General features: G+C 67.1%; 27 protein-coding genes. 11 read left to right on the forward strand and 16 right to left on the reverse strand.

Going from position 1 to position 22,932, the window contains the following annotated elements; translation table 11 throughout:
* Positions 1 to 59 precede the first annotated feature (59 nt).
* Positions 60 to 479, forward strand: a complete 420-nt coding sequence (locus EOHIBHHM_RS10920; RefSeq protein WP_497250453.1) for a universal stress protein — start codon at positions 60 to 62, stop codon at positions 477 to 479.
* Here the strand turns inward: EOHIBHHM_RS10920 and EOHIBHHM_RS10925 are convergent, their stop codons facing one another.
* The 5 genes from EOHIBHHM_RS10925 to EOHIBHHM_RS10945 form a co-directional block, all read right to left on the reverse strand.
* Positions 480 to 1,223 carry a beta-ketoacyl-ACP reductase gene (locus EOHIBHHM_RS10925; protein ID WP_497250455.1) on the reverse strand — a complete coding sequence of 248 codons (744 nt, stop codon included), beginning with the start codon at positions 1,221 to 1,223 and terminating at the stop codon, positions 480 to 482.
* A 158-nt stretch (positions 1,224 to 1,381) separates the two neighbouring features.
* Positions 1,382 to 2,836, reverse strand: coding sequence for a class III poly(R)-hydroxyalkanoic acid synthase subunit PhaC (gene phaC, locus EOHIBHHM_RS10930; RefSeq protein ID WP_497250457.1), 1,455 nt, complete (start codon positions 2,834 to 2,836; stop codon positions 1,382 to 1,384).
* A complete protein-coding gene (locus EOHIBHHM_RS10935) occupies positions 2,833 to 3,390 on the reverse strand; it encodes a poly(R)-hydroxyalkanoic acid synthase subunit (RefSeq protein ID WP_497250459.1) in 558 nt (185 codons plus the stop codon). The genes phaC and EOHIBHHM_RS10935 overlap by 4 nt, the downstream gene beginning before the upstream one ends.
* Positions 3,391 to 3,433: 43 nt before the next feature.
* Positions 3,434 to 3,898: a PHA granule structural protein PhaP gene (locus tag EOHIBHHM_RS10940; RefSeq protein ID WP_497250461.1), complete on the reverse strand. Its 465-nt coding sequence runs from the start codon at positions 3,896 to 3,898 to the stop codon at positions 3,434 to 3,436.
* Positions 3,895 to 4,251, reverse strand: coding sequence for an AbrB/MazE/SpoVT family DNA-binding domain-containing protein (locus EOHIBHHM_RS10945; protein WP_497250463.1), 357 nt, complete (start codon positions 4,249 to 4,251; stop codon positions 3,895 to 3,897). The genes EOHIBHHM_RS10940 and EOHIBHHM_RS10945 overlap by 4 nt, the downstream gene beginning before the upstream one ends.
* Positions 4,252 to 4,528: 277 nt before the next feature.
* Here EOHIBHHM_RS10945 and EOHIBHHM_RS10950 point away from each other — a divergent pair, with 277 nt between their 5' ends.
* The 3 genes from EOHIBHHM_RS10950 to EOHIBHHM_RS10960 all read left to right on the forward strand — a co-directional run bounded on the left by EOHIBHHM_RS10950 (position 4,529) and on the right by EOHIBHHM_RS10960 (position 6,791).
* Positions 4,529 to 5,068, forward strand: a complete 540-nt coding sequence (locus EOHIBHHM_RS10950; protein WP_497250465.1) for a MaoC family dehydratase — start codon at positions 4,529 to 4,531, stop codon at positions 5,066 to 5,068.
* A gap of 647 nt (positions 5,069 to 5,715) precedes the next feature.
* Positions 5,716 to 6,459 carry a beta-ketoacyl-ACP reductase gene (locus EOHIBHHM_RS10955; RefSeq protein WP_497250467.1) on the forward strand — a complete coding sequence of 248 codons (744 nt, stop codon included), beginning with the start codon at positions 5,716 to 5,718 and terminating at the stop codon, positions 6,457 to 6,459.
* A 62-nt stretch (positions 6,460 to 6,521) separates the two neighbouring features.
* On the forward strand, positions 6,522 to 6,791 hold the full coding sequence (locus EOHIBHHM_RS10960; RefSeq protein ID WP_497250469.1) for a TrmB family transcriptional regulator: 270 nt from the start codon (positions 6,522 to 6,524) through the stop codon (positions 6,789 to 6,791).
* Positions 6,792 to 6,811: 20 nt separating this feature from the next.
* Here EOHIBHHM_RS10960 and EOHIBHHM_RS10965 read toward each other — a convergent pair whose 3' ends face one another.
* Positions 6,812 to 6,973, reverse strand: coding sequence for a hypothetical protein (locus EOHIBHHM_RS10965; RefSeq protein ID WP_497250471.1), 162 nt, complete (start codon positions 6,971 to 6,973; stop codon positions 6,812 to 6,814).
* Between the two features lie 101 nt (positions 6,974 to 7,074).
* On the opposite strand from EOHIBHHM_RS10965, the gene EOHIBHHM_RS10970 reads away from it, so the two are divergent.
* On the forward strand, positions 7,075 to 7,686 hold the full coding sequence (locus EOHIBHHM_RS10970; protein WP_497250473.1) for a DUF6517 family protein: 612 nt from the start codon (positions 7,075 to 7,077) through the stop codon (positions 7,684 to 7,686).
* 1 nt (position 7,687) lies between these two features.
* Here the strand turns inward: EOHIBHHM_RS10970 and EOHIBHHM_RS10975 are convergent, their stop codons facing one another.
* The 4 genes from EOHIBHHM_RS10975 to rtcA form a co-directional block, all read right to left on the reverse strand.
* Entirely contained in the window at positions 7,688 to 8,653 is a 966-nt protein-coding gene (locus tag EOHIBHHM_RS10975; RefSeq protein ID WP_497250475.1) for an L-lactate dehydrogenase, read from the reverse strand.
* A 152-nt stretch (positions 8,654 to 8,805) separates the two neighbouring features.
* Complete coding sequence (locus EOHIBHHM_RS10980; RefSeq protein ID WP_497250477.1) at positions 8,806 to 10,302, reverse strand: RtcB family protein; 1,497 nt, start codon at positions 10,300 to 10,302, stop codon at positions 8,806 to 8,808.
* An 82-nt stretch (positions 10,303 to 10,384) separates the two neighbouring features.
* Entirely contained in the window at positions 10,385 to 11,557 is a 1,173-nt protein-coding gene (locus EOHIBHHM_RS10985) for a thiolase family protein (RefSeq protein ID WP_497250479.1), read from the reverse strand.
* A gap of 63 nt (positions 11,558 to 11,620) precedes the next feature.
* Positions 11,621 to 12,646 carry an RNA 3'-terminal phosphate cyclase gene (gene rtcA, locus EOHIBHHM_RS10990; RefSeq protein WP_497250481.1) on the reverse strand — a complete coding sequence of 342 codons (1,026 nt, stop codon included), beginning with the start codon at positions 12,644 to 12,646 and terminating at the stop codon, positions 11,621 to 11,623.
* 113 nt (positions 12,647 to 12,759) lie between these two features.
* Here rtcA and EOHIBHHM_RS10995 point away from each other — a divergent pair, with 113 nt between their 5' ends.
* Both EOHIBHHM_RS10995 and EOHIBHHM_RS11000 read left to right on the forward strand, forming a co-directional pair.
* A complete protein-coding gene (locus EOHIBHHM_RS10995) occupies positions 12,760 to 13,794 on the forward strand; it encodes a CapA family protein (protein WP_497250483.1) in 1,035 nt (344 codons plus the stop codon).
* Between the two features lie 104 nt (positions 13,795 to 13,898).
* Positions 13,899 to 14,240 (forward strand): Hsp20/alpha crystallin family protein, encoded by a 342-nt coding sequence (locus tag EOHIBHHM_RS11000; RefSeq protein WP_497250485.1) that lies wholly within the window; start codon positions 13,899 to 13,901, stop codon positions 14,238 to 14,240.
* 14 nt (positions 14,241 to 14,254) lie between these two features.
* Here the strand turns inward: EOHIBHHM_RS11000 and EOHIBHHM_RS11005 are convergent, their stop codons facing one another.
* Positions 14,255 to 16,450 carry an adenosylcobalamin-dependent ribonucleoside-diphosphate reductase gene (locus EOHIBHHM_RS11005; RefSeq protein WP_497250487.1) on the reverse strand — a complete coding sequence of 732 codons (2,196 nt, stop codon included), beginning with the start codon at positions 16,448 to 16,450 and terminating at the stop codon, positions 14,255 to 14,257.
* Between the two features lie 135 nt (positions 16,451 to 16,585).
* Between EOHIBHHM_RS11005 and EOHIBHHM_RS11010 the strand changes: the two genes are divergently transcribed.
* Entirely contained in the window at positions 16,586 to 16,813 is a 228-nt protein-coding gene (locus tag EOHIBHHM_RS11010) for a hypothetical protein (RefSeq protein ID WP_497250489.1), read from the forward strand.
* 9 nt (positions 16,814 to 16,822) lie between these two features.
* On the opposite strand, the gene EOHIBHHM_RS11015 is transcribed toward EOHIBHHM_RS11010, so the two are convergent.
* Together EOHIBHHM_RS11015 and EOHIBHHM_RS11020 are read right to left on the reverse strand one after the other, a co-directional pair.
* The gene (locus EOHIBHHM_RS11015; protein ID WP_497250491.1) at positions 16,823 to 17,683 is read right to left on the reverse strand and encodes an SDR family oxidoreductase; all 861 of its coding nucleotides are present in this window, start codon (positions 17,681 to 17,683) and stop codon (positions 16,823 to 16,825) included.
* 101 nt (positions 17,684 to 17,784) lie between these two features.
* Positions 17,785 to 18,438, reverse strand: a complete 654-nt coding sequence (locus EOHIBHHM_RS11020; RefSeq protein ID WP_497250493.1) for a DUF7344 domain-containing protein — start codon at positions 18,436 to 18,438, stop codon at positions 17,785 to 17,787.
* Positions 18,439 to 18,767: 329 nt separating this feature from the next.
* On the opposite strand from EOHIBHHM_RS11020, the gene EOHIBHHM_RS11025 reads away from it, so the two are divergent.
* The 3 genes from EOHIBHHM_RS11025 (at position 18,768) to EOHIBHHM_RS11035 (ending at position 20,763) form a co-directional block, all read left to right on the forward strand.
* A complete protein-coding gene (locus EOHIBHHM_RS11025) occupies positions 18,768 to 19,208 on the forward strand; it encodes a pyridoxamine 5'-phosphate oxidase family protein (protein ID WP_497250495.1) in 441 nt (146 codons plus the stop codon).
* A 5-nt stretch (positions 19,209 to 19,213) separates the two neighbouring features.
* A complete protein-coding gene (locus EOHIBHHM_RS11030) occupies positions 19,214 to 20,173 on the forward strand; it encodes a PfkB family carbohydrate kinase (RefSeq protein ID WP_497250497.1) in 960 nt (319 codons plus the stop codon).
* A gap of 116 nt (positions 20,174 to 20,289) precedes the next feature.
* On the forward strand, positions 20,290 to 20,763 hold the full coding sequence (locus EOHIBHHM_RS11035) for a universal stress protein (protein WP_497250499.1): 474 nt from the start codon (positions 20,290 to 20,292) through the stop codon (positions 20,761 to 20,763).
* A gap of 18 nt (positions 20,764 to 20,781) precedes the next feature.
* On the opposite strand, the gene EOHIBHHM_RS11040 is transcribed toward EOHIBHHM_RS11035, so the two are convergent.
* The 3 genes from EOHIBHHM_RS11040 to EOHIBHHM_RS11050 all read right to left on the reverse strand — a co-directional run bounded on the left by EOHIBHHM_RS11040 (position 20,782) and on the right by EOHIBHHM_RS11050 (position 22,882).
* Positions 20,782 to 21,933 (reverse strand): MBL fold metallo-hydrolase, encoded by a 1,152-nt coding sequence (locus tag EOHIBHHM_RS11040; protein WP_497250501.1) that lies wholly within the window; start codon positions 21,931 to 21,933, stop codon positions 20,782 to 20,784.
* A gap of 110 nt (positions 21,934 to 22,043) precedes the next feature.
* On the reverse strand, positions 22,044 to 22,631 hold the full coding sequence (locus EOHIBHHM_RS11045) for a DsrE/DsrF/DrsH-like family protein (RefSeq protein ID WP_497250503.1): 588 nt from the start codon (positions 22,629 to 22,631) through the stop codon (positions 22,044 to 22,046).
* Positions 22,632 to 22,636: 5 nt separating this feature from the next.
* Positions 22,637 to 22,882, reverse strand: a complete 246-nt coding sequence (locus EOHIBHHM_RS11050; RefSeq protein WP_497250505.1) for a sulfurtransferase TusA family protein — start codon at positions 22,880 to 22,882, stop codon at positions 22,637 to 22,639.
* Positions 22,883 to 22,932 lie beyond the last annotated feature (50 nt).

Here is a 22,932-nt window from a genome sequence, read left to right on the forward strand (position 1 = left end):
GTCACCCTCCGGTACTCGGGCCCGTATTCATGCTGGTTCCCGACGTACGGATAGCTGTGATGTTCAAAGAGATCCTGATCCCGACCGACGGCAGCGAGGGTGCCCGCCGCGGCATCGAACACGCGCTCGACCTCGGCGAGAAGTACGGCGCGCGCATCCACACGCTGTACGTCGTGGACGAGACCGTCTACGCGACGCCGGCGCTGAGCGGCGACGAACTGTTCCTCGAAGAGCTCGAGAAGGACGGTGAGACTGCCTGCGAGGAGGTCGTCTCCGCAGGGAGCGAACGCGGTCTCGAGGTCGTCTCCGAGTGCGTCCGCGGGAACCCCCACCAGGAGATCATCGACTACGCGGACGACAACGACATCGATCTCATCGTCATGGGGAAACACGGGGCGTCCGACCACCGACACCACCACATCGGGAGCTGTACCGACCGCGTCGTCCGACTGGCGAACGTCCCCGTGTTGCCGGTCTGACTACCACTCCATGCCGCCGTTGACGCCGAGGATCTGGCCGGTCATGTAGGAGGACTCCTCGCTGGCGACGAACCGGACGATGCCGGAGATGTCCTCGACGGTCGCGAAGCGATCGAGTGGAATCCGACGCAGAATCTTCTCCTGGACGCGCTCGGGGACCTTGTCCAGCATGTCGGTCTGGACGAACCCCGGGGCGACACAGTTGGCGGTGGTGTCGTACTTCGCGAGTTCCAGTGCGACGGTCCGGGTGAAGCCGAACAGGCCGCTCTTGGTCGCCGCGTAGTTGGCCTGGCCGTAGTTACCTTGCTGGCCGACGACGCTCGAGATGTTGACGAGCCGGCCGCTCTCGGCGTCTTTCAGGTCGTCGAAGAAGGCGTGCGTGCAGTTGAACACGCCGCCGAGGTTGACGTCGACGACTCTGTCCCAGTCGTCTCTGGTCATGTTCTCGAACTTCTTGTCGACGGTGATGCCGGCGTTGTTGACGAGCACGTCCGTCCCGCCGAAGGCGTCCTGTACCTGTTCGGCCATCGCCTCGACCTCGGCTTTGTCGCAGACGTCGGCCTGGACGGCGATGGCGGTGCCGCCGGCGTCCTCGATGGCGTCGACCACCTCGTGTGCTTCGCCCTCCGAGGAACGGTAGTTGACGACGACGTTCGCGCCGTGTTCTCCGAGGTCTTCGGCGATACCGCGGCCGATACCTCGTGACGATCCCGTGACGACGCAGGTCCGATCGTGGAGATTCATAACTCTGGGGTCGGAGAGCGACACGGGGCGGCGACCGGACTCCCGGGCGGTCGCGCCGGCCGTCGCTCCCCGATTACCTCTACAACCTCCTGAAAACGTAATGAAATTTTCGACGAACGATTGTTATGATTGCCTGACTGAGAGTCACGCTCGCAGACCTATCGGTCGAGCAGTTCTCTCGCCTGCTGGGCCCAGTCGTCGACGCGCTCCGGCGAGACGTCGATCGCGTCGGCGACCGCCTCGACGTCGGCGTCCGCGAGGTCGGCGAGCGACTCGACGCCGGTCTCGCGCAGGCGCTCGGCCCGCTTCGGACCGATCCCGTTGACGCTCTCGAGCGTGGGTTCGTCGGAGTCGCTCTCGGCCTCGTCGGAGTCGCTCTCGGCCTCGTCGGCGGCTCCCTCGACGTCGACGGACCCGTCTTCGCCGGCGTCCTCCGTGGCCTCCTCGACCTCGTCCGGTGCCTCTTCGGCCTCGACGGCCTCGTCGGACGGCAGTTGCGCCTGTTCGGAGGCCGCTTCGGCCGCCGCGTCGTCGACCGCCGAGCGTTCCTCGAACCACTCACACACCTGTGGCCAGAGTTCGGCGTGAGACTTCGAGGAGACCGAGAGGCCGATGTGGCCCGTCGGGAACTCCATCGTCGTCACCTCGGTGTCGAGGGCGCTGTTGAACCCCTTCGACGCCTCCGGCGGGATGAGGTGGTCGTACTCGCCGATGATCTGTAGGACGGGCATGTCGATCTCGGCGAGGTCGACGTGTTTGCCGTCCAGATGGAGTTCGTTCTCCATCAGGCTGTTCTGCTGGTAGATCTCCTCGAGGAACTGCTGGTAGGTCGTGCCGGCGACGTCGATCCCGTCGCCGATCCACCGCTCCATCCGCGAGAAGTTCTCGACGAACTCCTCGCGCTCGATGTTGTCGTAGAGCCGCAGGTACTTCGTGACGAAGTTGTCCACGGGGTCCATCAGCGCGAAGCCGATGTCGAGGAACTCCGCGGGGACGTTGCCGAAGGTGTCGGTGACGGCCTCCGGCGTGTAGTAGTCGTCGTCGCCCCAGAGTTCGAGCACGCCGCTGTCGCCGGCGAAACAGAGTCCGGCCGCCATCAGCCCGAGGTTGCGGACCTTCTCGGGGTGGAGTGCGCTGTACATGACGCTCATCGTCCCGCCCATGCAGTAGCCGAGCAGGTTGATCGAGTCCTGTTCGGAGCGCTCGCGGACGACGTCGACGCAGTTGTCGATGTACCGGTTGACGTAGTCGTCGAGCGTGAGCGAGGCGTCGAGGCGCGACGGTTCGCCCCAGTCGATGAGGTAGACGTCGAACCCGTTCTCCAAGAGCGTCCGGACGACGCTGCGGTCCGGTTGGAGATCGAGGATGTACGGCCGGTTGATGAGCGCGTAGACGACGAGGATGGGGACGCTGTGTTGCTCCTCGGTCATCGACTCGTAGTGGAGGAGCCGCAGCTTGTTCTCCTCGTAGACGACCTCGCTCGGCGTCTGTCCGACGTCGACCTCGGTCATCGTCTCCACGCGGTCGGGCGTGGCCGTCGCCTTCTCGACGAGTTCCGTCGACCGCTCCCACTGTTTGCGCTGCATGTCCAGCGCGCGGACGAAGGGGTTCATTCGTCCTCTTCGAGCGCCTCGAGGACGCGGTCGAGCTTCTCTTCGACCTTGTGCTGGCGGCGTTCGAGTTCGACGAGTCGCTCGCCGACCTCGGCGATGTCACCTTCGGTCGCGAAGCCGAGTTGGTGGAGCGTCTCCTGGGCCTGCTTGTCGACCTCCTGTTGGAACTCGAGGACGTCCTCGACGGTCTGGCCGGTCATCGCGGCGAACGCGGAGGTGCTCATGACCTCCTTGAACGACTCGTTTGCGGCGTTGAGCCAGATGTCGCGGAACTCCTCGGCGGAGACGTCCTCGCCTTCGATGACGTCGCTGGCGCGCTCGAACTGTGTCTCGGCGGCGTTCATCCACACCTCGTAGGCGCGGGCGTAGCCTTCGAGCCCCTCGGTGAGGGTGTCGTCGGTCGCCGACTCGTCGAGCGCGTCCATCCACGTCTCGACGAACTTCGCCTGCGCCTCGACGTTCTGTTCGAGCTGGTCGAGGAACGTCTCGTTCATGTTCTCCATGAACGCACTCCACTTCTCCGGGTCGTACATCTCTGAGTTCTGGTTTGACATATCTAGGGCCTCGCGCGAAGGGTACAAAAGGTTGTCCGGGGGGTTACTCGTCGAGTTCGACCGTGACCGCCTCGGTCTGTTCCTCGAACTGACCGAGCGCCTGTACGTAGGCGTCGACGGAGTCGTCGACGTACTCGGCGTACTGGTCGACGAACTCGTCGTAGGCGTCGCCGTTCTCCTCGAGGGTCTCCTGGAGGGCGGCCCAGCTCTCTTCGTTCACGTCGTGGAACGCCTCGAACTGGTCTGCGACGGCCTCGTGGAGGCTGTCGTAGGCCTTCTCGTCGCCCGGGACGGTCGCCTCGAGCATGTCGAGGTAGGCCTCGACGGCAGTCTGCGAGACGTCCATCCCCTTCTGCTGGACGGACTTCTGCGACTGCATGCTGTCGCGGAACAGTTTGACGGACTGCTTCTGGAGATCGAGGCTCTGGTGGAACAGCTTCTGACCCTGCTCCATCGAGCGGCGTTGCATCTCGAACATCTGACTGAACGGGTTGGTAGTTTCACTCATTGGGAATCACCACGGTTGCGTTTGATCGGGACGACGAACGTCTGGACGATGTCACCCTCTTCGATGTCGAGGGCTTCACGCTCTGCGTCGGGGATGCTGATGCGTCCACCGCTCTGGACGCGCGTCTTGAACACGGCGGCACCCATCGGACCGAAGTTACCGAAGTTGCCGAAGTTCGCGAAGTCGCCGAAGGGGTTCTTCGACGACGAACCGTCCGTGTTCGCCCCACTACTCGCCGACAGCATCTGGCTGAACAGCTTCATCTGCTGGTCGGTGAACTCCTCGCTGGCCTGCTGCATCTGCTCGGTAAAGAACGCAGGCGACCACGGCATCTCGTCGGACTCGTTCGTCATCTCGACTAGTCATAACCGCCGGCACATACAAATATCTTCCCCTCGTTACCCTCAATTGGTAAGCAATGGTAGAAAATGGTATCGAGGATCGACTCGGGCGGTCGGCGAGGCGTTCCGTCAACTCATAGGACATATATGTATCGAAAGCCATATTACGGGATGTTACCGAGGGACAAAGGTAAGAGAATTTTCAACGATGAGTAATCGACAATCGAGCGCTAACGGGGGAGTCGGCTCCAATCTCGCGCAAGCCTGGGTACGGGCGTCGGGCCATCTGATGAACAGTGTCGTCGAAGCCAACCGCGCAACGCTCGCCGCCTTCGGCCTCATCGACGGCGACGACGTCGAGGCCGGAACGCAGTCAGTCGCGTACAACAGGACGGACTGGGAGACCGAGCGGACCGTCGACCGGCCGGAGCACATCAGCGTCGGCGACCGGGTGACGTTCACCAAGTCGATCTCCGAGGAGGACGTCCTGACGTTCGCCAACGCCAGCGGCGACACGAACCGACTCCACCTCGACCCCGAGTTCGCCGAGGAGACCCGGTTCGGCCGGAACATCGCCCACGGGACGCTCGTCTCGGGGCTGATCAGCGCCGCGCTCGCGCGCCTGCCGGGGTTGACAATCTACCTCTCGCAGGACGTCGAGTTCGTCGGCCCGGTCGACGTCGGCGACCGGCTCACGGCGACCGTCGAAGTGGTCGAAGACCTCGGCAACGAGCGGTATCTCCTCTCGACGGACGTCCACAACACCGATGGAACACAGATCATCGAGGGCGAGGCGGTCGTCCTCATCGACGACGCACCCGACGCCTGAGCGGGGGTATCGTCGCAGTTCGTCGATTCGCTGCCCGAGAATCGAACCCTGTGGCTCACCGGGGACCACTCGTCTGCCGGCGGCGACGATCTCCCTTTGCTAGGGGTTATCGTAGCCAACCGGAAGAGCAGAGACGCCCGGCACGCCACGGGGTTCGATGCTGCTAGAGAACAACTATGAAATTCTACGATAACCCCTATGAGTTCCGACGCGGCGACTTCCGCGAGTCGTCACAGCCCCCCGCCCGTGGGTCGCCGAATCACCGTTCTCGCACCAGCCACTGTCTGCCCCAGTGCCGACCACACGGACGGAACGTGACAGTCGGGAGCTGCCGTTCGTGTCACTGTGAGGTCAGCATCGACGCCGTCTCCGTCCCCGACATCGACGTGTTTCGGGAATCTATATAGAACACTCGTGAGAGATTTACTCTAGTTTCTTCGAGGACGTCCGTCGACGGCCGTTTCGGCGGCCGAGGCGCTCCCTTATATTACCTTATACTCAAAATATTTCGTAATAGGCAATTTCTATATACTCGGTTGTTGATTCTCTGACTGAACGGTGAGGGTCGCGACGACAGTCCCGAGTCGCGTGGGTCGGCAAGACCCGCTCCGCCGCGTTCCCGCTTCCGGCCCTCACCGAAGCCAATCATGAGTCAAAACAGAACCTGTGTGATCACCGGTGCCTCCCGCGGTATCGGCCGCGGCATCGCCGAAGAACTCGGCCGTGAGGACGACACCAACGTCGTCGTCAACTACCGTTCCTCGGAGGCCGAAGCCTACGACGTGGTCGACGCCATCGAGGACGCCGGCGGCACCGCCATCGCCGTCCAAGCCGACGTCTGCGACAGAGCCGAAGTCGAGGCGATGGCCGAGCGCGTCCGGGAGGTCTTCGGCGGGACGGACGTGCTCGTCAACAACGCCGGCATCACCGTCGACAAGACGTTCAAGAACATGACCAGAGACGACTGGGACAAGGTGATGAACGTCAACCTCGGTGGCGTCTTCAACGCCTCGAAGGCGTTCTACGACGACGTCAAGGCGGCCGAACACGGCCGACTCGTCAACATCTCGAGCGTCGTCGGCCAGCAGGGCAACTACGGGCAGGCCAACTACGCGACGACCAAGAGCGGCCTGTTCGGCTTCACCCGGACGCTCGCGCTCGAACTCTCGAAATCCGGATCGACGGTCAACTGTGTCGCCCCCGGGTTCACCGAGACCGACATGCTCGCGGAGGTCTCCCCGGAGGTGCAAGAGAAGATCCAACAGCGCATCCCGCTCGACCGCTTCGCCACCGTCGAGGACATCTCCGGCGTCGTCCGGTTCCTCGCCAGCGAGGAGTCCTCCTACATGACCGGCCAGATCCTCGGCGTCAACGGCGGCATGGAGTGGTAACGACAGACGTGGTATCGACTCTCGCGAACGACTTAAGGCCCCAAAGAAGACAACACAGCAACATGAACCAGCAATCACTCGAACTCCCCGAACAGACCAGCACCGACTCGACGACCACCGCCGACCCCACCGCGTTCACCGTCCCCACCGACCTCGACTCGACGGGGTCGAAACTCGTCTACCTCTACCTCGATGCGACCAACGGCGGCGACGTCTCGACGCTCCGTGAGTCGCTCGACATGCAGACGATCTCCCTGTACCCCATCCTCCAGACGCTGTCCAAGAAAGGACTCGTCGAGCGCGACGGCGAGCGGTACCACGTCGTCGCGTAGTCGGATCGGTTCGTCTCCTCCTATATCTCGACCGCCCCCAGCCACGACTCCGCCCCGAGTCGCGGACACCACGGCCGGTGGTTCTCCGCGCACCACTTGTCCATCACCCAGCCACAGCGACAGCAGACCCGAACGTCCGCGTCGTGGATCTGGTGGCGACACAGCCGACATCGAACGCTCATAGCGTGTTAACGTAGCACACGCACGGAGATAAACGGCTTCGGTGGTCGGTGCCGACACTCTCGGGGACAGACTGATTCGGTCGCTCGCCCAACCGACGACCATGGATCAGCGCCTTCCGTCGCCGCCGTCCGCCCTCGACACCGAGGACTGGGAACTGTACGAGCAGTCCTCGGGTGCAGTGTTCAGTCTCCCGACCGCCGAGGTGAGCGAACACACTCGCGTCTACGAGGACGCCGGGCTCCGTGCCGCGATCGCCGAGGCGACGGACGGAGCGCTCGACCGCGTGTGGCGGTTCTGCTTCGTCACCCGGCTGACGGTCTCGCCACCGCCGCCGCCGGGTGTCGGAACGGCGGCTTGGTACCCCACCGTCGCCGCCGAGGCTCGTAACGGCTTCGCCGACGATCTCCGCGACCGCGGCTTCGAGAACGTCGAGCGTCACCGCGGCCAGCGCATGCGCACCGCGTCGGGCACGCGTGCCCGCCTGACGAAGTTCACCGCCGACTCCCCCGTCGAGCGCGACGGCGACGAGGTGGCGCTCCCGACCGAAGGGTGGCTCGCCGTGTGGGCCGAGGGCCGCGAGTTCCGACTGGCGGGCGGTGCCTACCCGACGACGTTCGGGGGCGTGCTGACCGACGACGAGCGGACGTCGCTCGGCGTCGACCCGTCGAGCTACCGGGACGAACTACTGGAACTGCTCCGGACGGTCGAGTGACCTACTCGCCGTACCGGTCGAGTCGCCGTCGACTCTCCGCGAGGACGGTCGCCGACTCGGTCAGTCGCCCGCGCTCCGTCTCGGAGAGCACCGGGTCGACGACCGCTTCGACCCCGCCACGGCCGAGCACGCAGGGGAGACTCAGATAGACGTCGTCGACGCCGTACTGGTCGGTCACGAGCGTCGACACCGGCAACACCGACCGCTCGTCGCGGACGACCGCCTCGACGATCTCGGTCGCCGCCAGCGCGATGGCGTAGTTCGTCACGCCCTTCCGTTCGATGATCTCGTAGGCCGCCTCTCGGACCTGGTCGGTCAGCGCTGCCCGCTTCCCGTCATCGAGCGTCTCGCCGCGCTGGGCGACGAACTCGTCGATGGGGATCCCCGCGACGTTGGTCGAGCTCCACAGCGGCACCTCGCTGTCGCCGTGTTCGCCGACGACGTAGCCGTGGACGTTCTGCGGGTCCACGTCGCACAGGTCGCTGAGGACGTGTCTGAACCGGGAGGTGTCGAGCACCGTCCCCGACCCGACGACCTGTTCGTGCGGGAGGTCCGCGAGGTCCCACGTCACGTAGGAGAGCACGTCGACGGGGTTGGTGACCACCAGGAGGACGGCGTCGTCGTCGACGGCCTCTGCGATCGGCGGGATCATCTCCTCGAAGATGTCGACGTTCCGCTCCAGCAGTTCGAGTCTTGTCTCGCCCCCCTTCTGTGCTGCGCCCGCGGTGACGACGACGACGTCCGCGTTCGCACAGTCCTCGTAGCCGCCGGTTGTGACGTCGACCGGCGGCGTGAAGTACGCCCCGTGGCTGAGGTCCATCATCTCGCCCGTCGCTCGCGCCTCGTCGACGTCGACGAGCACGAGTTCCGAGGCGACGCCGCGGGTCATCAGCGAGAACGCCGTCGTCGACCCGACTGCACCGACGCCGACGACGGCGACGGTCGTCCGGTCGTGGTTCCGACTCATACCGGCCGTTCGGACACCACGTTCATAACCGTTCGACCACGCGCCGCCCGACCAGCGACCGGCGACCGCCAGCGGAGCCGACTTGTCGACCTCCACGAAACCGAGTGACGATGCCCTCAACGAACGCCGTCGGCGTCGGGCTGCTCTGAGCCTCACCCTTTGATGTTCACGACCGGCCGCAACCGCGCCACCGTCGTCCCGATGCCGAGCGCGTCGCTCACGCGGACCACCTCGTCGATGTCCTTGTACGCGCCGGGTGCCTCCTCGGCGACGGTCGCCCCCGACCGCGCCCGGACGTAGATCTGTTGCTCGCGCAGTTCCCGCTGGAGGTCGCCCGCGCGGTACTCCTTCTTCGCCTGCGTCCGCGACTTCAGCCGTCCAGCGCCGTGGGCGGTCGACCCGAAACTGCGCTCCAACGACTCGGGACCGCCGCAGAGCACGTACGAGTGAGTTCCCATACTGCCGGGGATGAACACCGGCTGGCCGATGTCGCGGTAGGCGGCCGGCACCTCCTCTCGACCCGCGGGGAACGCACGGGTCGCCCCCTTCCGGTGGACGAGCACCGTCTTCCGACGGCCGTCGATCTCGTGGGACTCCTCCTTTGCGACGTTGTGACAGACGTCGTACACCAGTTCGACCGTCGGGTCGTCGAAGAACTCGCCGAACACCTGCCGGACTGCGTACGTCATCGCCTGTCGGTTCGCCCACGCGAAGTTGGCGGCGGCGTACATCCCCAGCCGGTAGTCGTCGGCCAGCGAGTCGACGAGGGGCGCGTAGATGAGTTGGCGGTCCGGGAGCGACGCGGCGACCTTCGGATACGCCTTCTCGAACCGCCGGATGTAGTCGGTGCAGGTCTGGTGACCGAGTCCGCGCGACCCCGAGTGGATCATCACGACCACCTGATCGAGTTCGAGACCGAACGCGGCTGCCGTCGGCTCGTCGTAGATCTCGGCGACGCGCTGGACCTCGAGGAAGTGGTTGCCCGACCCGAGCGACCCCAACTGCTTGACGCCGCGCTGCTTGGCCATCGCCGAGACCGTCGAGGGGTCGCCCGGCAACCGGCCGTTCTCCTCGCAGTGTTCGAGGTCGTCCTCGGTGGCGTAGCCGTGGTCGCGCATCCACTCCATCCCGCTCTCCAAGATTCCCTCCAGGTCGTCGAGGTCGATGGAGACGACGCCACCCTTTCCCGTCCCGGTCGGGATCAGTCGGTAGAGTGCTCCCACGAGGTCGTTCTCCAGTCCGCGGACGTCGTCGTACGTCAGGTTCGTCCGCAACAGGCGGACGCCGCAGTTGATGTCGAAGCCGATGCCGCCGGGACTGATGACGCCACTCTCCATGTCGACGGCGGCGACGCCACCGATGGGGAACCCGTACCCCTGGTGGCCGTCGGGCATCACGGCGGCGAACCGCTGGATGCCCGGCAGGGTGGCGACGTTGCGTACCTGCGTCAGCGTCAGGTCGCCCGGCGCTCGCATCTCCTCGAGCAGTTTCTCCGACGCGTAGATGCGCGCCGGGACCCGCATCTCGCCCGACCGTTCGATCTCGTAGACGTTCTCTTCGAGGCGCGTGACAGCTGGGAGGCCGTCCACGTCGTCGGCTGGGGCCCGTTCGGAATCGGTCGAATCGGTCGAGTTACTCGAATCGCTCATCCGTATCACTACGTCCGCAGAGCGCAAAAACGGCCGTTCCCGACCGGAGAGTCAGTCTGAAACGACGGACCGACTCGCCGGGTCACCGTCGCAACAGCACGGCGATGCCGCCGCCGCCGCCGACACTCATCCCGACGACGCCGTAGGTCGAACCGCGCTCGACCATCCGGTGGACGAGCGACGTCGTCAACATTCCGCCGCTGGCGCCGATGGGGTGACCGAGCGCGATCGCACCGCCGTTGGGGTTCAGTTTCTCCGCGGGGATGCCACAGCGCTCGCGGACGTACACCATCTGGGCGGCGAACGCCTCGTTCAACTCGAAGGAGTCGACGTCGTCGACGGTGAGGCCGTTCGCTCGCAACAGGCCCTGTACCGCGTCGCCGACGGCCATCCCGAACCACTCGGGGTCGCGGTAGGCGACGTGGTAGTCGACGACCCACGCCAACGGATCGAACCCCGCATCGAGCGTCGCCCTCTCCGAACCGAGGAGGACGACCCCCGCGCCGTCGCTGAGGTCGGAGGCGTTCCCGGCGGTTATCGTCCCGTCCTCGACGAACGCGGGCGATAGACGTGCGAGTCTCTCGGGCGTCGTGTCCGCTCGCGGGCCGTCGTCCTCGTCGAACACGTCGTCGCCGACGGGGACGGGGGCGATCTCGTCGTCGAACACCCCGTGTTCGACGGCGTCGGCGGCCCGTTGGTGGCTCTGGGCGGCGTACTCGTCTTGCGCCTCGCGGGAGATGTCGACGCGGTCGACCAGCGCCTCGGTCAACTCTCCCATGTGGGCGTCCTCGGTGACGTCCCACAGCGCGTCGTAGATCATCGAGTCAACCAGTGTCGTGTCGCCGTAACGTCTGCCCTGCCGCATCCCGTGGAGCAGGAACGGCGCGTTCGACATCGACTCCATCCCGCCGGCGACGGCGAACTCCCGGCGGCCGGCGAGCAACCGATCGACGGCGAGTGCGACGGCGCGGAGACCCGAACCCGACGCCTCGTTGATCGTCGTCGCCGGCGTCGACGACGGCAGGCCGGCGTTCAACACGACCTGCCGGGCGGGGGCCTGTCCGAGACCGGCCTGCAGCGCGTGGCCGAGGCCGACCCAGTCGACCAGGTCGGGGTCGACGTCGGTTCGCTCGAACAGTCCCTCGAGGGCGACCGTCCCGAGGTCGACCGCCGAGTGGTCGGCCAGCGGTCCGAGAAACGTCCCGTGCGGCGTACGGACGGCGTCGATGAGGGCGATTTCGGTGTCGGAGGACATCGTCGAGGAGTACGCACTCCGAGAGGAAGTACTAAGTGATACGTTGGCGTGTCACACATTCGCTCACTCGATGCGGTCGTCGACCTCGACCAGTACCGTCCCGTCGACCGCGTCGGTGCAGGTCACCGATCCCCCGAACGCCTCGACGACGGCGAGGTTCGTCCGGACGTGTGAGGTCACCCGGGGGATCCGGACGCGGCCGCCGGCGAGCGCCAGAAAGACGACCAGCTGGTCCGCGAGGTGGACGTCGACGGCGGCGGTCGTCGCCTCGAACGCCTCGAACGCGGCGACCGCCTCCGCGGCGACCGCCTCCGAGGACTTGCCGCGTTCGCCCAGCGCGTCGAACCCGGCCAGACTCTCGCGGTAGCGCGCCTCGAGCAGGAGGACGGACCCCGGCGACGTGGCCGGGACGTAGGCGGGTTCCTCGACGGCGTGTGTGACGTCGCGCTCCGAAAGCGACTCGCTGGCGGCGTCGGCCTGCCGCGTCGCCACCGACTTGTTCTCCAGCGACGTGCTCGCCTTCGAGTGGACGACGACCCGATCGAGCGGCCCGCGGTCGGTGAGGTCGACCGCCGACAGCGACGAGGGACCGAGGCGGAGCGTCGCCCGCCCGCCGCCGGCGGGGTAGAACCCGCTGCGGTGGAGCGTCACCCCGGCGTCGAGGCCGAACCGGGCGAGAAGCGGGAGTTTCACTCGCTCGTAGTAGGCCATCGACGGCGACCAGTTCACGTCGGTGCCGCCCGTCGCCGACAGCGAGAGCGGGTCGTCGAGCGCCGTCGCCAGCGGGAGCAGCGTCTCGAACAGGAGCGTGACGCTGCCGGCCGTTCCGATGTCGAACTGGTAACTGCCGCCGGTGACCTCGTCCGGGGCGAAGGTGAGTTCGGTCGCACCGACCTCCGCACCCGACACCGAGGCGTCGCTGACGGCCTCCGCGACGCGGACCCCGGCGAGATGTTGGGGTCGGAGGCCGGGCGTCGGCCGCGACCCCCGAACGTCGGTCAGTCGAACCGGGGTGTCGGTCAGCATCGACAGCGCCAGCGCCGTGCGGAGGATCTGCCCGCCCCCCGAACCGCCGTCGATCTCCAGCATCGACCGAACGCACAGCGGACAGCGACATGAGCGTTCCGCCGGACGCGTCGGGCGAGCGGACTGTCCGTCGATGCGGCGACGCGACCATCTCTCCGGAGCACGTCTCTCTACGTATGAACCGCCTCCATCTCGGCTTCACCGGCGACGTGATGCTCGGGCGGAACGTCGACGACCGCCAGCGCACCGAGCGGCGGCCGCCAGAAGCGGTCTGGGGGTCGACGTACGACCGGTTGTGCGCGCTCGACGGCCTGTTCGTCAACCTCGAGTGCTGTCTCTCCCCCCGCGGGTCGCCGTGGACCGTCACCTACCACCCGTATCACTTCCGCGCGGACCCCGACTGGGCGCTGCCGGCGCTCACCCGCGTCGGCGCCTCGTGGGTCACGCTGGCGAACAACCACGTGCTCGACTTCGGGGTCGACGCGCTCGACGACACGTTCGACGCGCTCGGCGACGCGCGCATCCCCTTCTGCGGGGCGGGCGTGGACGAGGCCGACGCGTGGCGACCCGCCGTCGTCGACGTCGACGGACTCACTGTCGCGCTCGTCGCCTTCACCGACAACACCCCCGAGTTCGCCGCCACCGACGACGCCCCGGGAACGGCGTACTTCGACGTCGCTCGCGAGGGCGACCGCTCGCGAGTCGAGCGGGCGCTCGCCGCCGCCCGCGAGAGCGACCCCGACCTGCTCGTCGCCTCGCTGCACTGGGGGCCGAACATGGTCGAACGCCCGCCGGCGTCGTTTCGAGAGTTCGCACACTGGTTGGCCGACTCGGGCGTCGACCTCGTTCACGGTCACAGCGCGCACGTCTTCCAGGGGGTCGAACTGTACCGTGGCGTCCCCATCCTCTACGACACGGGCGACTTCGTCGACGACTACGCGGTCGACCCGGACCTCCGGAACGACCGGAGCTTCCTGTTCGAGGTGGTCGTGACGACGGCCGGCGACGTCGAGTCGGTTCGGCTCCACCCGACCGAAATCGCGAACTGTTCGGTAAACCTCGCGCCAGCCCACGTCGCCGAGTGGAGTCGCGACCGGATGGTCGACCTGTCGGCGGCGTTCGGCACGCGGTTCGGTCGCGACGGGGAGTCGCTCGTGCTCGACGTCGAGAGTGGCAAAGAGGGGAGCGACGGGTCGGGGGCGACCGCCTGACGGGGGCGGCGTTGAGACGGGACGAAGACCTGCGGGGAGTGCGACACGCGACGCGCGACGTTATGACCTCGCCCGTCGTAGTTCTCCGTTCGAGGTGTGAACCGATGGCAACGACAGACGAGAGCAGCGACGCATCGCTCGACGAACTCCCGACGACGCCCGGTAGCGACGGATCGCTCCCCGTCGACGTCGAACGGTTCGGCGACGAGTACGTCGTCTCCGCGCTCCTCCCCGGCCTCCGCACGCAGGACATCGACGTCTCGGTCCACGGCCGCCAGATCCGGATCGCGGCGAGCGTCCCCGACCGCGAGCGACGGTTCCTCCCGACGCGACGTCGCGAGGTGAGCAGGGTCGTCCGCCTCCCCGACCCCATCGACCACCAGTCGGTGGAGGCGTCGTACCACGACGGCCTGCTCCAGGTGACCGCGGCGACGTGGGAGGAGTAAGGAGAGAGAGCCGGTCAGCAGCGACGACACCACCGCTCGCTGGCGGGGCGGCCGTCGCCCGTCGCGGCGTCGGGGTCGCGACCGACGTCTGAACGCTCCTCGAGAGCGGCCGGCCGCGTCGTCAGCACCTGCTTCTCCCGTGAACGGTCGCGGTAGACGGTGATACCCTTACACCCCGTCGCGAGCGCCAACTCGAACGCGGCGGCGACGTCGTCGCGCGTCGCCGTCTCCCGGAGGTTCACCGTCTTCGAGACGCCGCTGTCGACGTGCTCCTGGAACGCCGCCTGTACCCGAACGTGTTCCTCTGGAGTGAGCTCGCGGGCCGTGACGAAGAGCGACGCGAGCGCCGGGTGTATCGAGAGGCTCGACGGCCCCTCGAAGCGCCCCGCCTCGAGCAGCGAGAGCGCCTCCGCGCGGACTGCCTCGGGGTCGTACCCGTTGGCCGCGAGCACGTCGAGGAAGTACGAGTCGACCTCGACGAGGCGCTCCGCCCCCTGAACGTCCTCGTCGGCGTCCCGGAAGTTGACCACGTCGAACAGCGGTTCGCACCCGCTGGTGGTGTCGGCGATCATCGCCGTCGTCCCGGTGGGGGCGACCGTCGTCGTGTTGTGGTTCCGCAGCGGGAACCCGTCGTGCCAGTCGTCGGGGTCCAGACCGCTGTGTCGGCGGAACCAGTCGGGGTACTGCGTCGGCGTCGCCCACTTCGACTCGCCCCACGCCGGGAACGTCCCTCGTTCGAGCGCGAGTTCGTGGCTCGCCAGTTTCGACTCGCGGTCGACGAACGCCATCACTTGCCGGGCGACCTCGACCGACGCCGGCGACCCGTAGCGGACGCCGAGTTGGATCAGCAGTTCGGCGAACCCCATCACGCCGAGACCGATCTTCCGGCCGTCGCGGACGGCGTCGGCGATCTCGTCGACGGGGAACGTCGAGACGGTGAGCACGTCGTCGAGGAAGCGGACGCCGTCGTGGACGACGTTCCGGAGTCGGTCGAAGTCGACGCCGTCGGCGAGCAGTCGCTCGACGTCGGACGCGAGCGCGGCCCCGTCCTCGGTGCTCTCCTCGCCTCTCTCGCCTCCGTTCGTCGGATCACGGTCGAACCACGGCGTCGCGCCCTCGGTCACGACGAGCGAGAGGTTGACGTGGCCGAGCGTGCAGGCCTCGAAGTTCTCTAGGGGCTGCTCGCCACAAGGGTTCGTCGCCGCGATCCGGTGCGCCGGGAACCGATCGACGTCGAACGAGTGGTCGCGGTTGGTCGTCTCGAGTGCGAACAGGCCGGGTTCGCCGTTTCGCCACGCGCCGTCGACGGCGAGCGTCCAGACGAGACCGGCCGGCAGCGACAGCGGGTCGCCGACGGCGACGTCGACTCTGTCGCGGTAGGCGTCGAGCCCCGGAACCGCGGCCGCGTAGTCGCGCCAGAGGTTGGCGTCGACGCGTTCGGGAGCTGCGTCGGCGAACGCGGGGCTGTAGAAGGCGACGGTGGCGTCGGTGGCGACGTGTCGCTCTCCCGTCCGAGGGTCGACGAGCGGGTAGTCGCCGTCGCTCCGGACGGCCGCGAGGAACGCGTCGGTGACGGCGACCGAGACGTTGAAGTTCGCGAGCTCCCCCTCCCCTCGCTTGGCGACGCAGAAGCGGCCGACGTCGGGGTGGTCGACGCGGAGGATCGCCATCTGCGCGCCGCGGCGACGTCCGCCCTGCCGGAGCTGTTCGCACATCGTGTCGAACACCTGCATGAACGAGACGGGGCCGCTGGCGCCGCCGCCGGTCGACCGGACGGGGGCGCCCTGTGGCCGGAGTCGCGAGAAGTCGTAGCCGACGCCGCCGCCGCTCTGAAACACCTTCGCGGCCCGTCCGAGCGTCGCGAAGACGCTGTCCAGCGAGTCCGCCGGCGAGATGACGAAACAGGCCGACAGCTGGCCGTCGGTGCCGGCGTTCATCAGCGTCGGCGAGTTGGGGACGAACTCGAGGCCGACGAGTCGCTCGCCGAAGCGGTCGGCCCAGCGGTCGACGTCGCCGCCGTACGCGGCTTCCGCTTCCGCGACGGCGGTCGCAACCCGGTCGAACAGTTCCGCCGGCGTCTCGACGACGTCGCCGGTCGCGTCGCGCCGCAGATAGCGGGCCGGGAGCACGCGCGTCCGGACGGTGTCGGTGAGTCGGTCGGCGACCGTCTCGCCGTGGACGCGCTTCGCAGGGAGTGTCAGGTCGGACATGGCTGTCGACACGACTGCCGCGTCGTATGCAGGAACTGAGGGGGGCGAGCGAGATAGCTGTTGTCGCGCCGTGTCACGCCGACCACGCCACCCCGCACGCCAACCCTTATTCGCTCACGTGACCTATGTGAACAGATGGCACAGATAGTGTACGACGGCCCCGACGGCGTCGAGCGGCTGCAAGAGCTTCCGGAAGAGGATCTCTGGTTCGACGCCGACACCGGTTACTGGGTCGTCAGACTCGACGAGGACGAGGAGGGGACGAACCTCCTGCGGCGGATCCGCGACACGCGGGTCTACTACGTCGAACAGCGTCGGAGCGACGAGGAACTGGAAGGGACGTGGGCACCGGAGTTCGAGTAGCCGCCCCGGCTACGCCTCCGAGTCGTCGACGTCACCGTCTTCGCTCTCCTCGGGCTCCGCTTCGGTGACCTCGATCCGGATCGGGCCGTCGGAGTTAGACGTGTCCGACGGCAGGCGGCCGCCGTCGGAGTCGCCCGGATCTGACGGCGATCGCCTGCCGTCAGAGTCGCCCGGCTCCGGCGCGAACTGCCAGTCGACGTCGACCAACCCGCGCGTCGGGCCGTGGCTCCGGCCGTGTTCGACCACCTCGAACGTCCGGTCCGCCGCCTCGGGCGTCGACAGCGCCGCGACCATGAGGCGGGCGACGTCGTCGCGGGAGATGGCGCCGGAGACCGTGGCCCCGCCCTCCCCGACGAGCACGTCGCCGGAGGCCGGGTCGTCGGTCAGCCTGCCGGGGCGGAAGACCGTGTAGGTGAGTCCCGACGAGCGGAGCCACGCCTCGGCGCGGTTCTTCGCGGCCAGATAGCGCCAGAGGACGAGTCTGAGGCCGAGCGGTGCCTGCTCTCGGGAGTCGCCGACGCCGAGTGAGCTCTCGAGGACGAACCGGTCGACGTCGGCGGCGACGGCGGCGTTGACGAGGTTCCGCACGCCGGTGTCGTCGACGACCGGTTCGCCGAGGAGGTCGGCGAGACCGGGTGTCGTCCCGACCGCACAGAGCACCGCGTCACAGCCCTTCACGGCCGTCGCGGCGTCCGACGGCTCGAGGAGGTCGCCGACGACGACCTCGTGGGCGCCGAGCGCTTCGAGGTCGTCGACGTTGCGACACGTACGCGTCAGCGCACGGACGCGAAAGTCGGTCGTGGCGAGCCGTTCGAGGATGCGTCGCCCGGTTCCGCCGCTGGCGCCTGCGACGAGGACAGTGCTGGACATGGCGTCCGATAGGAGGTGAACCGACCTGACTCTTCTGTGTCCCACCCGGCGACTGCGGACCGGGGGGTTGAGTCGAGTCGGGGCGGCGGTGTCGACTCAGTTCAGACGTACCGCTGGTAGTTGAGACCGATGGTGATGAAGGCGAACATCCCGGTGATGAACGTCGCGAGGTAGCTCGTCACGGCGGTCGGCGCGACGCCGACCCAGGACATCGCGGTCAGCGCGAGGCCGAGCGCCGTCGCGCCGCTGTAGTAGCTCGTCGAACTCCGACTGGCGGTCGCCGGTTCGGCCGGTGTCTCGGTCGTCGCCGGCTCGTCTGCGGTCGTCGGCGTCTCCTCGCCGTCGGCGCCGTCGACGTCCAGATACGGGTCGAACTGGTCGGCGACCGCCGTCCGCTCGACGATGCCGCGGCTCTGGTTGTACTCCAGGACGCCCTTCTCGTCGAGTTTCGGGAGGTGACTCTGGTAGAGCGCGATGTAGACGCGCTGGCGCTCGTTGGAGCTGAGCTGTTGGACGGTCGTCTCGTGCTCCCAGGCGGCGACCTGCTCGGCGATGTCGCGCATGTCGACCTGCTCGCCCTCGTCGTAGTCCTGAAGGAACTTCAGGACGCGCCGGCGACGCTGGTTCTGCAGGATGTGGAACAGATCGTCCGTCTCCAACTCCTGCTGCTCTTTCTCCGCTTCGACGTCGTCCTCCGAGTCGACGTCGACCGCGTTCCCCTTGCTCTCGTGTTGTTGTGTTCCCACCGTGCTCATAGTCTCGGACTCCTTCTGCGTACTCTGTTCAAGACACCTATCCCTATTCAACCTCGTTCCCAAACAGTTTGGGAGCGCAGTTGTACCCCGACGCTGTCTTGCGGTTTCCTCCCCGTCATTTATATACGTTCGGGCGATTTTGGCGTCTCAGCACGAACGGAGCGTCTCTGAGCGACACCGAGACAGACACATGCACGGCTCCCCTGTCGTGGCCGCCCCGTTCGTCGCGCTCGCCGAGCTGTGCTGACGGTGGCCGGCCGTCTCGCGAGGGTGGGCAGTCCGGTCGCGCCGACAGTAGAGTCTTTCTCCCGGCCCTCGTACACCCACCGATGAGAGACATCGAGTACACGTACACGTTCGGGATGGAGGAGACCGAAGTCGAGGAACTCCTCCGGACCCACGGGACGGGGACGCTCGCGTTGGCCGACGGCGACGAGGCCTACGCGATCCCGGTGGCGTACCACTACGAGGACGGCGTCGTCTACTTCCGTCTCGGCGAGCACGAGGGCAGCGAGAAGATGGCGTTCCTCGATACGACCGAGCGAGGGTGTCTGCTCGTCTACGACTACGACTCCGAGGCGGACACCTCGTGGAGCGTCGTCGTCCGCGGACCGCTGTCTCGCGTCGACGCCGACGAGGTGCCCGCCGTCGACGAGCGAGACCTCGACTACGCGCCGCTGCGGGTGTTCGGCGAGTCCATCGACGACCTCGAACCGGTGGGTGTCCGCCTCGACATCGACGAGATTACGGGGCGACGCACCGGCCCGTAGAACGAATGGGTACCGTCGTCAGTCTCGGAAGCGTCAACGTCGACCTCGTCAGTAACCTCGAAACCGCCGCACTCGACCGATTGGCCGAGACGTACGAGTGGTTCCCGGCGTCCGGGTCGACCGTCCGAGTGACGGACGTACCCGAGGCGATCACCGACCTCCCACACAGCGTCTTCCACGGCGGGAAGGGGGCCAACCAGGCGGTCGCGGCCGCCCGAGCGGGCGCGGAGACGACGCTGCTCGGGAAGGTCGGCGTCGACGAACACGCCTTCGGCGTCCTCGACGGCCTCCGAGACGCCGACGTCGACGTCTCGCACGTCCACGTCGGCGACGGCGAGACCGGGAAGGCCTACGTCTTCCTCGACGAGCACGGCGAGAACCGTATCGCCATCGTCGAGGGGGCGAACGGACAGGTCGACCGACGCTACGTGGAGGCTCACCTCGGGCGGGTGCGGCGGGCAGACTGTCTCCTCCTGCAGAACGAGATCCCGGTCGCGCCAGTCGTCGCACTGCTCGATCTGCTCGCGGCGGACGAGAGCGAGGACGGGCCGACGGTGATCGTCGACCCCGCACCCGTCGACGGCGCGGAGCGACTCGTCGTCCATCCGGCGGTCGACGTCGTCCGCCCGAACGAACACGAGTACACCGCACTCGGCAGCGCGCTCGCCGACTTCGACGGGACGGTCGTCCGGACGCGCGGTCCCGAGGACGTGCTCGTCGAGGACGACGAGACGTTCACCGTCTCTCCACCGCCGACGACACCCGTCGACACGACGGGCGCGGGCGACACGTTCAACGGCTATCTCGCCGCCGAACTGTCCCGCGGCGCGTCGCTCCGTGCGGCGGTCGAGACCGCGACGGTGGCGGCCTCGCTGAGCATCGAGACGGCCGGCGCTCAGTCGTCGATCCCGTCGCTCGAGACGGTCCGCGTCGAGATCGGGACGAACGAGCGAACGTCCGAGTGAACGGCCGCCGAGCGAGCGACACGCCGTCTTCGATCGACGGCACTCCGGCTGTCGGTCGTTCTCGGGTCGTGGGAACCGACCGGACGGTCTTAGCCGTCGCCCACCTATCTGATACCGTGTACTCCACGATCCTCTTTCCGACCGACGGCAGCGAGACGACCGACGCGCTCGTCGATCACGTCGCGGCCCTCGCCGACTGGCAGGACGCGACGGTCCACGTCCTCTACGTCGTCGACGACCGCGCGTTCCTGACGCTCAGCGACGACCTCGTCGGCGACGTGACCGCCGAACTCGACGCCGAGGGGCGCGAGGTGACCGAGACGGCCGCGGCGCTACTCCGCCAGGCCGGCGTCGACGTCGTCACCGCCGTCCGGACGGGGAGTCCGAGCGACCAGATCCTCGGCTACGTCGAGGAGAACGACGTCGACCTCGTGATGATGGGGACGCGCGGTGCGGATTTCCGCCGTAACATGCTCGGCAGCGCCGCCCAGCGCGTCGTCACCGCCGCACCCGTTCCGGTGATGACCGTCGCGCTCGGTCACGTCTCGGCCGACGAGACGCCGAGCGTCGGGTCGCTCGCGGGTCGCTGAGCGGCGGCGTCAGCGGCGTCAGTCGCTCGCCGCACACCGGTTCGGGCCGAGTTCCAACTCCGTCGCCTCCCCCTCGTCGAGGCGGCGGCGACCCGTGTTGACGTCGATGACTCGCTGGTAGTTCGGTGGCTTCTCCGGGAGACGGTCGGTGAGTCGGTCGACGAACGTCTCCTCGTCGACCTGCAGCAGTTCCTGGCCACGTCGGAGATCGCCGACGCTCGCGAGGATCGGTTCGCCCGGCGTCCCGTCGGTCGCCTCGCCCTCGTTGCTCAGCGCGAAGTGGCCGGGGAGGACGGTGACGCTATCGGGTTCGGCGAGCAGCGTCCGGTGGAGCGACTGGTAGAGCAGTCGCGCCCCGTCGGCGGCCCCGCCGCCACCGAACTGGAGCTCCGTCCGGCCGACGGAGCCGACGAAGAGCGTGTCACCCGTCAGGACGGCCTCGGAGTCGACGAGATAGCTCACTATCTCGGAGGTGTGACCCGGCGTCGACAGCGCCTTCACGTCGACGTCGCCGACGCTGACGACGTCGTTCGCCGCCAGCGCGTCGTACTCGTACTCGACGCCGCGCTCGCGGGCGTTGGCACCGAGATGGTAGGTCGCCCCGACCTCGTCTGCGAGCTCCCGGCCACCGGAGACGTGGTCGGCGTGGACGTGCGTGTCGAAGACGTCCGTGATGGTGTAGCCGTGTTCGTCGGCGGCGGCGACGAACTCGTCGGTGTGGCGAGAGGCGTCGACGACGGCCGCCTCGCGGGTCGACGTCGATCCGACGAGGTAGCCGAGACAGCCCTTCGCGCGCCGCTGGACCTGGAAGATTTCGACGGCCTCCGAGGCGGTCGGAATCTCGACGACGTCGTAGACGGCGCTCCAGGCCTCCATCCCGTCGCCGACGACGGTGACGTCCTCGAACCCGTGGTCCCGGAGTTCGTCGGCGAAGTCGTCCGAGGAGATGCCCTTCGCGCAGATGGTGTAGACGGTGTCGTCCTCCTCAACGCCGGTTTCCGCTTTGAACGTCTCGGGGTCGAACTCGTCGTCGGGTTTGTACGGGTAGTTCACCGCACCGTCGATGTGCCACGACTCGTAGTTGTCTTCCGGGCGGGTGTCGACGAGTTCGAAGTCGGTCCCGTCGTCGATGCGGTCTCGGAGCTCGGCTGCTGTGATAGCGTTTGTCATACTGAATTAGTGTACGTACGCGTGGGTAGCGATTAAAGATTGTACGTGGTCGGCTGTGCGCCGAAACGATGGTGCGCTGATTTGCGTGACTCAGCGCGGAGACGAGGCGGTTAGACGAGCAGCTGGACGTCCGCGTCGGCCATGAACTGCAGCGCGGTCGCGGCGCCGACGCCTGTGGTGACGCCGTCGTAGAAGTCCTCCTCGTCGTATCCCATCAGTTCGATGGTCATCTGACAGGCCTGGAACTCCACGCCCATGTCGAGGGAGGTCTGGATGAGCTCCTCGATGGAGGCGGTGTTGTTGTCTGCGATCTTCTTCTGCATCATCTTCGTCGCCATCGAGTCCATCCCCGGCAGGGCGGCGACGGCGTTCGGCATCGGCATGTTGGGGTTGCCGACGGCGCTCAGTTTGAGGTTCTTCGAGCGCTCCTCGTGGAGTACGTCGAGCCCCCAGAAGGTGTGGAACACCTGCACCTCCCAGCCGAAGGCAGCAGCGGTGCTGGCGAGGATCAGCGGCGGGTACGCCATGTCGAGCGTCCCCTTCGTCGCGATGATGGACATCTTCTTGGGCTCGTCGTCGTCGCGGACCGCCGCGAGGTCGGCCTCCAACTCCTCGATTCGCGACTCGAGTTCGGCGACGGTGGCGGCGTCCGGTCCGTCGGTCGCCTGTTCGGACGTGTCTGTGGTGTCAGTGCTCATGTGGTTCACTCCGTCTTGCGGACGTAGTGGGTGTAGACGCCGTCACCTTCGACCTGGTCGACGAGCTCGACCCCGCCGGTCGAGTCGGCCCAGCCTTTGATGTCGCTCATGCTGCCGGAGTCGGTGGCGACGACCTCGAGCACGTCGCCCGCCGACAGTCCGTCGATCGCCTGCTTCGTCTTGATGACCGGCATCGGGCAGTTGACTCCCTGTACGTCGAGCGTCTCGGTTGCGTCTATCTCGTTGCTCATGGTTGGTATGTCCGTTATTGGACTTACTCCACAATACCGCCTTCGACTGT

Source organism: Halogranum roseipondis, assembly GCF_059695585.1.